A 13,477-nucleotide genomic window follows, 5' to 3' on the forward strand; every position below is an offset into this window, starting at 1 on the left:
CAATATGGCAGAGAACAAAATCAAAACGATCGGCGTTTTGACCAGTGGCGGTGACGCACCTGGAATGAATGCTGCAATCCGTGCTGTTGTCAGAAGAGGATTAAGCAGCGGACTGAACGTAAAGGGAATCTATAAAGGATACAGCGGTCTCTTAAATGAAGAGATCAGAGATATGACAGCAAGGGACGTTTCCGATACGATTGAACGAGGCGGAACAATTCTTTATACTGCCAGATGTGCAGAGATGAGAACAGAGGAAGGACAGCAGCAGGCTGCAGAGATCTGCAGAAAGCATGGGATCGACGGCCTTGTTGTTATCGGTGGAGACGGATCCTTCGCAGGTGCTCAGAAGCTTGCGAACCTTGGAATCAATACCATTGGCCTGCCGGGAACTATTGACCTTGATATCGCATGTACCGAGTACACCATCGGTTTCGATACTGCTGTAAATACAGCTATGGAAGCTATTGACAAGGTACGTGATACATCCACATCCCATGAGAGATGCAGTATCATCGAGGTTATGGGACGTAACGCCGGATACCTTGCAGTATGGTGCGGTATCGCAAACGGTGCTGAGGATATCCTGATCCCGGAGAAATATGATTACGACGAGCAGAAGCTTATTGACAATATCGTAGAGAGCCGTAAGAAAGGCAAGAAACACCATATCATCGTAAATGCTGAGGGTATCGGCCATTCAGAGGCTATGGCGAAGCGTATCGAGGCTGCAACAGGTATCGAGACACGTGCAACGATCCTTGGTCACATGCAGCGTGGTGGAAGCCCTACATGTAAGGACCGTGTATATGCGTCCATGATGGGTGCTCTTGCAGTAGACCTTCTTGTTGCCGGTAAACGCAGCCGTGTTGTTGGATATCGCCACGGTGAGTTCGTTGATTTTGACATCAATGAGGCTCTTGCAATGCAGAAGAATGTAGATTCCTACATGTGGGAGGTTTGCAATTCTCTTTCTCACAACTACAATAAATAAAAAATATGAACTTGAAAAAAGTTTCAGACGGATTGCATAAACTGAATACGTCACAAATAATTGCCCTCGGCTTTGCGGGGGTGATTTTTGTAGGTGGACTTATTTTGTGGATGCCGTTCTGCAGTGCACCCGGGCAGGCTGTTACCTTCCCGGATGCTGTTTTTACAGCGGCGACCAGCGTATGTGTAACAGGACTTTCCACAGTTGTTATGGCAGTCCAGTGGAGCCCCATTGGAAAAGCGGTTATCCTGTGCCTGATACAGATCGGCGGGATCGGACTGATCGCACTGGCGAATATGATATTCATCAGCCTCCGGCGGAAAATTTCCCTGAAAAACCGGCGGATCATCAAGGAATCCTACAACCTGGATGAAATGGGTGGAGTCGTGGCTGTAGTCCGCAGTGTGGTGAAATGCGTGTTTCTTGCAGAAGGAATCGGTGCGGTCCTGTATGCGTTTTGCTTTGTACCGGAATTTGGAATAAAAAAAGGTCTGGTGCATGCCATATTTCTGGCGGTATCTGCATTCTGCAACGCAGGGATCGATCTTTTCGGGGAAACAAGCCTTTCGGTATATGTGAGCAATCCGCTGGTCAATATCACTACGATTGGCCTGATCATTGTGTCAGGTCTTGGATTTATCGTCTGGTGGGATCTGTGGGATAAATTCCGCAAGGTTCTGAGAAAAGAGCTCTCCCCATCCAGAGTTTTTCGTGTACTGCGGCTTCAGAGCAAGCTGGTCCTTACGATGACCGGGATCCTGGTATTTTCAGGAGCATTTCTGGTATTTGTCTTTGAATCCGGAAACCCTTCCACGCTGAAGGGGGCACCACTGGGAACAAAGCTCATGGCATCCTTTTTCCAGTCAGTGACAACACGTACGGCGGGATTTTATACCATGGATCAGTCGCTTTTGTCCACACCTACCGTGATCATTTCCCTGCTGTGGATGTTTATCGGAGGATCACCCATGGGCACTGCCGGTGGTGTGAAGACTACTACCATTGCGGTTCTGATCCTTTCTATTGCAGCATATCTTCAGGGAAAAAAGGATGTAGAGGTATACGGCCGCAGGATCCGTGAGAGCTATCTCCGTTCTGCCATGGTTGTTGCAGGAACCAGTGTGCTGATCCTTTTTACCATGACGGTGCTTTTGTCCGCAGTAATGCCGGGAGTGGATCTGGCAGATGTTTTATATGAGATCACTTCTGCGGGGGCTACAGTAGGACTTTCCAGAGGACTGACACCTCAGCTGAATGTGGCAGGCAAGTGGATCGTGATCCTTACCATGTATCTGGGACGTATCGGACCGCTGACACTTGGAACAGCAGTTGTGATGCGTGTACGCAACAGGCCGGGAAGCACCACGCATCTCGGTGAAGAAGATATCATGATCGGTTAAACAGGAGAATAGAATGAAAAATAAATCTTTTGCCGTGATCGGGCTTGGACAGTTTGGAATGACTCTGGCGGTGACGCTGGCAGAGTCAGACTGTGATGTCCTTGCCATTGATGACAAAGAAGAAAATATCGAAGAGATTTCCGAAAAAGTAACCTATGCGGTAAAAGCAGATGTCCGTGAACCGGGAATCCTGAAGGCTCTGGGAGTTCAGAATGTGGATGTAGCCATTATCGCAGTTGCCGAAAATCTGGAAGCCAGTATTTCCGCAACCATGCAGGCCAAAGATCTGGGAGTGCCCTTTGTAGTTGCAAAAAGTATGAATTCTCTTCATGGACGTATACTCGACAAAATTGGTGCAGATAAGATCATTTATCCGGAACAGTCCATGGGACTGCGGGTTGCCAGAAATCTTATGTCCGGCGGGTATCTGGATGTGTTTGAGCTTTCGGCGGAGTTCAGTATGGCGGAGTTTTCCATGCCGGTATCCTGGATTGGAAAAAATCTGGTAGATCTGAATGTACGGGAGCGTTTTCACATTAATATCATTGGCATCAAGCAGGGTGAAAATGTCACGGTAGATCTGGATCCTTCCGAACCGCTTCCGGACAACTGTTCCATAATCGCCATCGGAAAAAACAAGGATCTGAATGCAAGTCGTGAGGAATTACGTTAACCGAATACGGATTGCCGGAAGGAGAGAAATAAAAGTATGATAACCAGTGTATCAAATGCAAAAATAAAAAATGTCATGCAGCTGAACCAGAAGGCAAAAGCCAGAAGAGAGCAGGGACTTTTTGTGGCAGAGGGCCGGAAAATGTTTCTGGAAGCACCGGAAAGCTGGGTTTCCCAGGTGTTTGTCTCCGAGACCGTTTCCCGGGATGGAGAGCTGATGTCTCAGGCAGAAAAATATCCCTGTGAGATCGTGAAGGATTCCGTATTTCGTCAGATGTGTGATACCAAGACTCCCCAGGGGATCCTGACAGTTCTGAAGCTGCCTTCCTGGAGCGAGGAAGAGGTACTGGCGGGAAAAAATCCTCTGGTCATGGTTCTGGAGGATCTTCAGGATCCGGGAAATGCGGGAACCATTCTCAGGACCGGTGAGGGCGCCGGCGTAAGCGGAGTTTTCCTCACAAAAACCTGCGTGGATATCACAAATCCCAAGGTGATCCGTTCTACTATGGGCTCCATTTACAGAATGCCTTTTCTATATGTGGAAGATGTGGTATCATTAGAAAAGAAGCTGAAAGAAAAGGGAATCCGCAGTTTTGCAGCTCATCTGAAGGGTGAGAATTCCTATGATCAGGAATCCTATAAGGGCGGCACCGCTTTTTTCATCGGAAACGAGGGAAAGGGCCTGACCGATCAGGCAGCGGAGGCAGCAGACTGTCTGATCCGCATTCCCATGTGCGGAAAAGTAGAATCACTGAATGCTGCCATGGCATCAGGAATCCTGATGTACGAAGCTGCAAGACAGAGAAGAGAATAAGAGAGGAGGGGTTTTATGACACCTTTGGCCTGGCTTGGAATACTGGCAATTTTACTGGTAATTGAAGCAATCACGGTAGGACTTACCACTGTCTGGTTTGCAGGCGGTGCTCTTGTGGCGTGCATTGCCTCGTGGCTTGGTGGGGGAATTGTTGTACAGCTCCTTTTATTTTTCGGAGTTTCCGTGGTGCTTCTGATCTTTACCAGACCTCTGGCGGTCCGCTACATGAACAAGGGCGTGGAAAAGACCAATGCAGAGAGCCTTCTGGGAAAAAGAGCCGTAGTGATACAGCCGGTCAACAACCTGGCCCAGACCGGGCAGGTGAGGATCAATGACATCGAGTGGACTGCACGGACCGCAGATGACGGGGAAGAAATTCCAACAGGTGCAGTGGTTGAGATCGAAGAGATCCGCGGAGTGAAGCTGATCGTAAAAGAAATTAGCAAGGAGGGCTAAATTATGGGTGGAGTTGTTGTTTTGCTTGTAGTCATCGTTCTTGTGCTGTGGGTACTTGCATCCTGTATCCGCATTGTACCGCAGGCCTATGCAGTGGTACTGGAACGTCTTGGCGCTTACAAGGCTACCTGGGGTACAGGAATCCATTTCAAGGTTCCGTTCATTGAGCGTGTTGCAAGAAGAGTAAACCTGAAAGAACAGGTTGTGGATTTTCCACCGCAGCCGGTAATTACCAAAGATAATGTAACCATGCAGATCGATACGGTTGTATTTTTCCAGATCACAGATCCGAAGCTTTACGCATATGGCGTTGAGAATCCGATCATGGCGATCGAGAATCTTTCTGCTACAACACTTCGTAACATCATCGGTGATATGGAGCTGGATGAGACACTGACATCCCGAGAGGTTATCAATACCAAGATGCGTGCTTCCCTTGATGTGGCTACAGATCCATGGGGAATCAAGGTTAACCGTGTGGAGCTTAAGAACATCATTCCTCCGGCAGCCATCCAGGATGCCATGGAGAAACAGATGAAGGCTGAGCGTGAGAGACGAGAAGCCATTCTGAAAGCAGAAGGAGAGAAACGTTCCACCATCCTTGTTGCAGAGGGTAAAAAACAGTCCGCTATCCTGGATGCTGAGGCTGAGAAGCAGGCGGCAATCCTTCATGCGGAGGCTCAGAAGGAGCGTATGATCAAAGAGGCTGAAGGACAGGCACAGGCAGTCCTTAAAGTACAGCAGGCAACTGCAGAAGGACTTCGTATGATCAAGGAAGCAGGAGCAGATGAATCTGTTCTTACTCTGAAGAGCCTGGAGGCTCTTACAAAGGTTGCTGACGGCAAGGCAACGAAGATTATCATTCCGTCCGAGATACAGGGCATCGCAGGGCTGGCAACATCCCTGAAGGAAATCATGACAGATAAACCGGCAGAGCAGAAATAAATCTGCAGCCATGAGGAGGACATATTATGAATCTTAAAGGAAGAAATTTCCTGACACTGAAAGACTTTACACCGGAAGAGATCACTTACATGATCGACCTTGCAGCAGATCTGAAGGCAAAGAAAAAAGCAGGAGAGCTTCATGAGTATTACAGAGGTAAGAATATTGCCCTGATCTTTGAAAAAACAAGCACAAGAACACGCTGTTCCTTCGAAGTGGCAGCTCATGATCTGGGAATGGGTTCTACCTATCTGGATCCCACAGGATCCCAGATCGGAAAGAAGGAGAGCATCGCAGATACTGCAAGAGTTCTCGGAAGAATGTATGAGGGAATCGAGTACCGTGGCTTCGGTCAGGATATTGTTGAGGAGCTTGCGAAGCATGCAGGTGTACCAGTATGGAATGGTCTGACAAACGAGTATCATCCGACACAGATGCTTGCAGATATGCTGACAGTACGTGAACATTTCGGCAAACTGAAAGGCCTGAAGCTTGTATACATGGGCGATGCCCGTTACAACATGGGTAACTCCCTGATGGTTGTATGCTCCAAGCTTGGTCTTGATTTCGTAGCCTGCACCAATAAGAAATATTTCCCGAATGATGAGCTTGTAGCACAGTGTCAGCAGTGGGCAGAAGAGGCAGGTTCCACCATCACTCTCACAGAGGATGTGGAGGCAGGAACAAAAGATGCGGACATCATCTACACAGATGTATGGGTATCCATGGGCGAGCCTGACGAAGTATGGACAGAGCGTATCCACGACCTGACACCATACAAGGTTACCAGACATGTAATGGAGAACGCCGGTGAAAAGGCGATCTTCCTTCACTGTCTGCCGGCATTCCATGATCTTAAGACAAAGATCGGAAAAGAGATGGGCGAGCGTTTCAACCTTACAGATATGGAGGTTACAGACGAGGTATTCGAGTCTCCGCAGTCCAAGGTATTCGACGAAGCTGAGAACCGTATGCACACCATTAAGGCTGTGATCGTTGCAACATTAGGAGAGCCGGAGAAATAATGTCAGATTTATTTAATGAAGAAATAATTTCACAGGCAACACATACAAAATGGGCGGGCAAAACCGTCCATTTTGCAAGAGAAACAGATTCCACCAACCTCTGGGGAAAACGTGCCTGGAGGGAAGAAGGCGCAGGACACGGAGAGTTGTTTGTGGCAGAATATCAGTCCGCAGGACGCGGACGTTTTACAAGACGATGGAGTGCGCCGCCGGACAGTGCCATTACTATGAGTATCCTTATCTGCCCGGAATTTTCTCCGCAGAAGGCGCCGATGCTGACACTTGTTATGGGACTTTCAGTTGCACAGGCAGTAGCAGAGCTCGGTCTTGAGGTAGGGATCAAATGGCCTAACGATGTAGTTGTTTCCCGCAAAAAGATCTGCGGTATCTTAACCGAAATGACCATGAAGCAGGATAAGATCGGCTGTGCAGTTATCGGAGTCGGGATTAACGTAAACATGGAAAGCTTTCCGGAAGAAATGGCAGATAAGGCTACCTCTCTGTATCTGGAAAGCGGACATCCCTTTGACCGGGCACAGGTAGTCGGACTTGTGATGAAGCATTTTGAGGAAAATTATGAGAGATTTGTACAGACAGAGGATCTCAGCGGCCTGAAACCGGATTATGAGAAAATGCTGGCCAATCTGAACCAGCCGGTACGTGTACTGGATCAGAATGATCCATATGAGGGGATCGCAAGAGGGATCAATGCCGGCGGAGAGCTTCTGGTAGAGCGTGCAGACGGTACAGTCGAGGAAGTAAATTCCGGAGAGGTTTCTGTACGTGGTTTATACAGCTATGTGTAAAACATGCAGCACAGATCGGATAAAATTTCCGGCAGCAATTTTCCGTTGATGTTTTATTGCAGTAGTGGAAAAAACAAGAATCTCCCTGCTTTAGCTGTGGGGAGTGTCAAGTTATAAATAAAGGAGATTTTATGTATCAGGATAACATTGTGCTCTGCGGAGCAAGCTCTTATGAGCAGAAATATTATTTTAACCAGGATTTTGCGTCTCTTCCTGAGACGGTAAAGCAGGAGCTGCAGATCATGTGTGTGCTTTTCACAGAGGATGTAGGCGGGATCCTGACACTGGAATTTGATGAGGACGGCAGTCTGCAGTTTAAGACTGAGGCCCTGGAGGCAGATGCCCGTTTTGACGAGATCGGAAGTGCACTGAAGATCAAGGAACTCCAGCGGGACAAAAGAGAGCTTCTGGAATCTCTGGAAATGTATTACAAGGTATTTTTCCTGGGAGATATCCCGGATGAGGAACTGCAGAAAAAAGCAGATGCCGTTGAGGAATGATCCATGAAGATGCAGTGGAAGATCGGAAATGTGGAGATACCGAACCCCTTTGTGCTTGCACCGATGGCAGGGGTTACGGATCTGGCATTTCGAAGACTTTGCAAGGAGCAGGGTGCAGGCCTGATCTGTATGGAAATGGTCAGTGCCAAGGCGATCTCTTTTCATAATAAGAATACAGAGGCGCTGATGGAGATCGATCCCGGGGAGCATCCGGTATCCATGCAGCTTTTCGGCAGCGAGCCGGACCTTATGGCAGAGGTGGCAAAAAGCATTGAGGAGCGTCCCTTTGACATTCTCGATATCAATATGGGATGTCCGGTTCCCAAGGTGGTAAATAATGGCGAGGGCTCAGCTCTTCTGAAGGATCCTCAGCTGATCGAAGAGATCGTCCGCAGTGTTTCCGGAGCAGTTTCCAAGCCGGTAACGGTGAAGGTCCGCATTGGCTTTGATGAAAATACGCCGGTGGATGTGGTGGAGATCGCAAAACGGGTGGAGGATGCCGGTGCAGCAGCCATCGCAGTTCATGGAAGGACCAGACAGCAGTATTATTCCGGTCAGGCGGACTGGGATGCTATCCGCAGGGTGAAGGAAGCGGTGACTATTCCGGTGATAGGAAACGGAGATATCGTTTCACCGGAAACTGCAGAAGCCATGTTTAAAGAAACTGGTTGCGATGCGGTGATGATCGGCCGTGCAGTACGTGGGAACCCGTGGATCTTCCGGGAGCTGAACCACTATTTCCACACCGGGGAAAAGCTTTCCAGACCAACCGTAGAGGAAGTCTGCGAGATGATCTTGCGCCATGCCGAAGATCAGATCGCGATAAAGGGTGAGTATATCGGGATCCGCGAAATGCGGAAGCATGTAGCCTGGTATACAGCCGGTATGCGGCACAGTGCGGGAATCCGGAGAGAATCTAATAATATTTCAAGCTATGAAGAATTGAAAAAGCTTACAGACATGGTACTGGAGCGATAAAAGAGAAAAGTATGTCGGAGAAAACGAAACGTTCTATTGACAAGGAACGGGGCGCGTGCTACAGTCAGTTAGCGGGAATCCGCAGAAAGTTTTTTTGTTTTACAGGAGAAAAATAATGGCAGATAAAATAGCAGTTTTAATTCCTTGCTACAACGAAAGCAAGACGGTAGCAAAGGTTATCCGCGATATGAAAAAAGCACTTCCGGAAGCTGTGATCTACGTATATGATAATAACTCTACAGATGGAACTGACGAGATCGCCAGAAAAGAAGGGGCAGTTGTCCGTTATGAGTATCAGCAGGGAAAAGGAAACGTGATCCGCAGTATGTTTCGGGATATCGATGCGCAGTGTTATCTTATGGTAGATGGCGACGATACTTATCCGGCAGAGTTTGCAGCTGAAATGTGCAGCAAGGTTCTGGAGAAAGGCACAGACATGGTAGTTGGTGACCGCCTTTCTTCTACATATTTTACAGAGAACAAGAGACCTTTCCACAACTTTGGAAACAGTATCGTAAGAGGTTCCATTAACCGTCTTTTCAAAAGCAACATCAAGGATATCATGACAGGTTACCGTGCCATGAGTTACCGCTTTGTAAAAACATTCCCGGTACTTTCCAGGAATTTTGAGATCGAGACAGAGATGACGATCCACGCTATCGATAAGAACATGCAGGTTGAGAATGTAGTCATTGAATATCGTGACAGGCCGGAGGGAAGTGAGTCTAAGCTGAATACTTATGCAGATGGATTTAAGGTCCTGAAGACTATTGTGAAAATGTTCAAGAATTACAAGCCGCTGGAGTTCTTCTCCCTTATCGCAGCAGTGCTGTTTGTGGTGGGAATGGTATTCTTTATTCCGGTGCTGGTACATTTTCTGGAGGTTGGGACAGTGGAAAAGATCCCGACACTGATCGTCAGCGGGTTTGTGATCCTGACAGCTATCATCTGCTGGTTTTCCGGGATCATCCTTTCTACACTGGTCAATCAGCATAAACAGGATTTTGAGTATCAGACACAGATGGTGACTAATCGTTATAAAGATCTTTTTCCGGAGAAGAAATAAGGAATCAGACCGGGTAGGATAATACAGAAAAGCCGTGTTGAAATCTGAGATTTCGCGCGGCTTTTTTTGCATATTTCAGGGACCCTTTTTCGACGTGGAATGCTTGACAATACTGGGGCTTTTCGGTATAATACAGGAATTGTGAATATCCTGAGATTTTTACGCTCTTTTTTAGAAAAAAGAGCTCTTGGGAATGGTAGCAACAGAAATATCCGAAGCTGTATTTTTTTCAGAAAAAACAGCACGGTTTTGAAAGGAAGTAAGGCAAAATGGAAGAAGCAAAGAAGAACTTACTCACATACGCAGGACTTAGAAAACTGGAAGACGAGCTGCACGATCTGAAAGTTGTTAAGAGAAAAGAAGTAGCAGGAAAGATCAAAGAGGCTAGAGAGCAGGGAGACCTTTCTGAGAACGCAGAGTACGATGCAGCAAAGGATGAGCAGAGAGATATCGAGGCACGTATCGAGGAGATCGAGAAGATCCTCAAGAACGCTGAGGTTGTAGTAGAGGACGAAGTCGATCTTGACAGAATCAGCGTAGGCTGCAAGGTTAAGGTTCATGATTATGAATTTGAGGAAGATATGGAGCTGAAGATCGTAGGTTCCACAGAGGCTAACAGCCTTGAGGGAAAGATCTCCAATGAGTCTCCGGTAGGTAAAGCACTGATCGGTGCACACACCAACGATATCGTTGAGGTTGAGATGCCGTCCGGAATCATGAAATACAAGGTTCTTGAGATCCAGAGAAACGTATAAAGCAGACAACGGAGCGGATCGCACAGATCCGCTTGAACGACAGATAGATTAAGGAGGCCAACAAGTGGCAGAGCAGAAGAAGCAGGATGTAAACCAGCTGCTTAAGGTACGTCGTGACAAACTGGCAGACCTTCAGGCAAATGGCAGGGACCCGTTTCAGATCACAAAATTTGATCAGACACATCATTCCCTTGAGGTAAAGAATCTCTATGAAGCACATGAGGCAGAGCTTCTCAAAGATCGCAAGGAGCTTGATGTAACAGGTCTTGATGAAGAGCAGGCAAAAGAGGCTCAGAAGAAGGATTATGAAGAAAGAAGAAGCATCATGGACGCAAGCCCGATCCATGTATCGATCGCAGGACGTATGATGTTCAAGCGTGTAATGGGAAAAGCTTCTTTCTGCAATATCCAGGATTTACAGGGTAACATTCAGGTTTATGTGGCAAGAGATGCCATTGGAACCGATTCCTATGCAGATTTCAAGAAATCTGATATCGGTGATATTTTTGGTCTGGAGGGATTTGCTTTCAGAACAAGAACAGGTGAGATCTCCATTCATGCAGAGAAGATGACTCTTCTTTCCAAGAGCTTACAGATCCTTCCTGAGAAATTCCACGGACTGACAGATACAGATACCCGTTATCGTCAGAGATATGTGGATCTTATCATGAACCAAGACAGCAAGAATGTATTTATCAAACGTTCCCAGATCCTTAAGGAGATCCGTAACTTCCTTGCAGGACGTGACTTCATGGAAGTTGAGACACCAATGCTGGTTTCCAACGCAGGCGGTGCAGCTGCAAGACCATTCGAGACACATTACAACGCACTGAACGAAGACGTTAAGCTTCGTATTTCCCTGGAGCTTTATCTTAAGAGACTGATCGTAGGCGGACTTGAGAGAGTTTACGAGATCGGCCGTGTATTCCGTAATGAGGGTGTTGATACCCGTCACAATCCGGAGTTCACTCTGATGGAGCTTTATCAGGCATATACTGATTATGAGGGAATGATGGAGCTGACAGAGTCCATGTTCCGTTACCTTGCAGAGAAGGTCTGCGGTTCCACAAAGATTTCCTACAATGGTATCGAGATCGATCTTGGAAAGCCTTTCGCACGTCTGACCATGAACGATGCCATCAAGAAATATGCAGGAATCGACTTTGACGAAGTAGCAGATGATGAGGCAGCCAAGAAGCTTGCTGACGAGCATCATATCGAGTATGAGGATCGTCATAAGAAGGGTGATATCATCAACCTCTTCTTCGAGGAGTACTGTGAGAAAGAGCTGATCCAGCCGACATTTATCATGGATCATCCGATCGAGATCTCTCCGCTGACCAAGAAGAAACCTTCCGATCCGAACAAGGTAGAGCGTTTTGAGCTCTTTATCAATACATGGGAAATGTGTAATGCATATTCCGAGCTCAACGACCCGATCGATCAGAGAGAGCGTTTCAAAGCACAGGATGCTCTTGCAGACGCAGGTGATGAGGAAGCCAACCACACAGATGAAGACTTCCTGAATGCACTGGAGATCGGTATGCCGCCAACAGGTGGTATCGGATACGGAATCGACCGTCTCGTTATGCTCCTGACAGACAGCCAGGCAATTCGTGACGTACTTCTGTTCCCGACAATGAAGTCCCTGGACGCTGATAAGAAAGCTTCCAAGACTTCCGAAGCAGCTCCGGCAGCTGCAGAAGTGAAAGCTGAGCCTGAAAAGATTGATTTTTCTAAGGTAAAGATTGAGCCTTTGTTTGAGGAAGCAGTTGATTTTGACACATTCAGCAAGTCAGATTTCCGTGCAGTAAAGGTTAAAGAGTGTGTTGCAGTACCGAAGTCAAAGAAACTGTTACAGTTTACGCTTGATGACGGAACAGGCACAGACAGAACCATTTTAAGCGGTATTCATAGCTTTTATGAGCCTGAAGAACTGGTTGGAAAGACGCTTATCGCTATCACAAATCTTCCACCGAGAGCTATGATGGGCATTGACTCTTGCGGTATGCTCCTCAGTGCTATCCACGAAGAAGAAGGCGAAGAAAAGCTCCATCTTCTGATGGTTGATGACCATATTCCAGCAGGTGCAAAGCTCTATTAAGATGATGTAAAGATGTACCGTTTTACCGAATAGACGGGACGTACTTCATTTGATAAAAAACTAAAAAAACAGCGATTTACATCAAACTTACATCATTTGATGCAGAAATCGGTGCAAGCAAGAAAAAATCGCATAATTAGTACAATGAGTGGGCAATTCCAATCGGGATTGCCCATTTTTTAAACAAACAAAAATACATATCGAAATTTACAGGAGAAATATATATGGTTGGAAGAATTTATCATGTAGGACTAACGGTTTCTGATTTGGAACGCTCAATTGCATTCTACAGAGATGTCCTTGGGCTTGAGTTTCAAGGAGAGATTTTTATGGAAGGCGAAGAAACAGATAAAATGTTTCGTAGAGTAAATTGCAAAGCAAGGGTCGCTTATTTGAATGGCTCCAAGGCTGTTGAAGCACCGCCAGTTGAGCTGATTCAGTTTGTAAACAACGAAGTAAAGAAAGTTCCCTCTGATTTGTTTACAACATCTATCTCGGAAGTATGTTTCTACACAGATGATATTGATTCTGCTTACAAACATCTCGTAGATAATAATGTGGAGTGCTTGTCTGAACCGCAGTATTTCGATTTTAGAGCAGATGGATTTGGGGAAAGTAGAGCTTTTTATTTTAGAGACCCGGATGGAATCATTCTTGAGATGATGCAGCCGCTTTAATGAAAAATGGTAAGTACAGGAAAGTGGCAACTTTCAGTTTGTCTGGTTGTCCTTTGAGAGGGGAGAAATCCTTTTCTCAAAGGGCTTTTTCTATTTATACGGATATTCGCAAACTACAAGACAAAGCTAAAACTTCATATATTCTAAGCACAAGGAGGCCCCGGTTTGGCTATGAATAACAGTTTAGCAGAAGTACATCCGGAACTTGTTTCGGAGTGGTCGGAGAAAAACTTACCGCTTGGGCAAATATGAAAAGAGGCTGAAGAATAATACCTTTGAAAATTA

14 protein-coding genes are annotated in these 13,477 nt (G+C 46.6%); all 14 read left to right on the top strand.

Features of this window, described 5'->3' with window-relative positions:
- Window positions 1-4 precede the first annotated feature (4 nt).
- The 14 genes from pfkA to LI091_RS08180 all read left to right on the top strand — a co-directional run bounded on the left by pfkA (window position 5) and on the right by LI091_RS08180 (window position 13,192).
- A complete protein-coding gene (gene pfkA / locus LI091_RS08115) occupies window positions 5-994 on the top strand; it encodes a 6-phosphofructokinase (RefSeq protein ID WP_021975953.1) in 990 nt (329 codons plus the stop codon).
- A gap of 11 nt (window positions 995-1,005) precedes the next feature.
- Window positions 1,006-2,394, top strand: coding sequence for a potassium transporter TrkG (locus LI091_RS08120; RefSeq protein WP_331463614.1), 1,389 nt, complete (start codon window positions 1,006-1,008; stop codon window positions 2,392-2,394).
- A 13-nt stretch (window positions 2,395-2,407) separates the two neighbouring features.
- The gene (locus LI091_RS08125; protein WP_114002749.1) at window positions 2,408-3,067 is read left to right on the top strand and encodes a potassium channel family protein; all 660 of its coding nucleotides are present in this window, start codon (window positions 2,408-2,410) and stop codon (window positions 3,065-3,067) included.
- Window positions 3,068-3,103: 36 nt separating this feature from the next.
- Window positions 3,104-3,880, top strand: coding sequence for a TrmH family RNA methyltransferase (locus LI091_RS08130; protein ID WP_015526729.1), 777 nt, complete (start codon window positions 3,104-3,106; stop codon window positions 3,878-3,880).
- Between the two features lie 15 nt (window positions 3,881-3,895).
- A complete protein-coding gene (locus tag LI091_RS08135; RefSeq protein ID WP_021652591.1) occupies window positions 3,896-4,336 on the top strand; it encodes an NfeD family protein in 441 nt (146 codons plus the stop codon).
- 3 nt (window positions 4,337-4,339) lie between these two features.
- On the top strand, window positions 4,340-5,281 hold the full coding sequence (locus LI091_RS08140) for an SPFH domain-containing protein (RefSeq protein WP_092071867.1): 942 nt from the start codon (window positions 4,340-4,342) through the stop codon (window positions 5,279-5,281).
- A gap of 26 nt (window positions 5,282-5,307) precedes the next feature.
- Window positions 5,308-6,306 carry an ornithine carbamoyltransferase gene (gene argF / locus LI091_RS08145; RefSeq protein ID WP_015526726.1) on the top strand — a complete coding sequence of 333 codons (999 nt, stop codon included), beginning with the start codon at window positions 5,308-5,310 and terminating at the stop codon, window positions 6,304-6,306.
- A complete protein-coding gene (locus LI091_RS08150) occupies window positions 6,306-7,112 on the top strand; it encodes a biotin--[acetyl-CoA-carboxylase] ligase (RefSeq protein WP_059086451.1) in 807 nt (268 codons plus the stop codon). Before argF ends, LI091_RS08150 begins: the two co-directional genes overlap by 1 nt.
- Before the next feature lie 131 nt (window positions 7,113-7,243).
- Window positions 7,244-7,612: a DUF6145 family protein gene (locus LI091_RS08155; protein ID WP_015526724.1), complete on the top strand. Its 369-nt coding sequence runs from the start codon at window positions 7,244-7,246 to the stop codon at window positions 7,610-7,612.
- Between the two features lie 9 nt (window positions 7,613-7,621).
- Window positions 7,622-8,590: a tRNA dihydrouridine synthase DusB gene (dusB, locus tag LI091_RS08160; RefSeq protein ID WP_334301030.1), complete on the top strand. Its 969-nt coding sequence runs from the start codon at window positions 7,622-7,624 to the stop codon at window positions 8,588-8,590.
- A 115-nt stretch (window positions 8,591-8,705) separates the two neighbouring features.
- On the top strand, window positions 8,706-9,656 hold the full coding sequence (locus LI091_RS08165) for a glycosyltransferase family 2 protein (RefSeq protein WP_015526721.1): 951 nt from the start codon (window positions 8,706-8,708) through the stop codon (window positions 9,654-9,656).
- A gap of 269 nt (window positions 9,657-9,925) precedes the next feature.
- The gene (gene greA / locus LI091_RS08170; protein ID WP_015526720.1) at window positions 9,926-10,411 is read left to right on the top strand and encodes a transcription elongation factor GreA; all 486 of its coding nucleotides are present in this window, start codon (window positions 9,926-9,928) and stop codon (window positions 10,409-10,411) included.
- Between the two features lie 64 nt (window positions 10,412-10,475).
- A complete protein-coding gene (gene lysS / locus LI091_RS08175) occupies window positions 10,476-12,515 on the top strand; it encodes a lysine--tRNA ligase (protein WP_118609127.1) in 2,040 nt (679 codons plus the stop codon).
- A gap of 224 nt (window positions 12,516-12,739) precedes the next feature.
- On the top strand, window positions 12,740-13,192 hold the full coding sequence (locus LI091_RS08180) for a VOC family protein (RefSeq protein ID WP_015517515.1): 453 nt from the start codon (window positions 12,740-12,742) through the stop codon (window positions 13,190-13,192).
- The last annotated feature ends 285 nt before the right edge of the window (window positions 13,193-13,477 follow it).

Origin of the sequence: Blautia sp. MSK20_18 (assembly GCF_020553125.1) — a bacterium.
Lineage (GTDB): Bacteria > Bacillota > Clostridia > Lachnospirales > Lachnospiraceae > Blautia_A > Blautia_A fusiformis.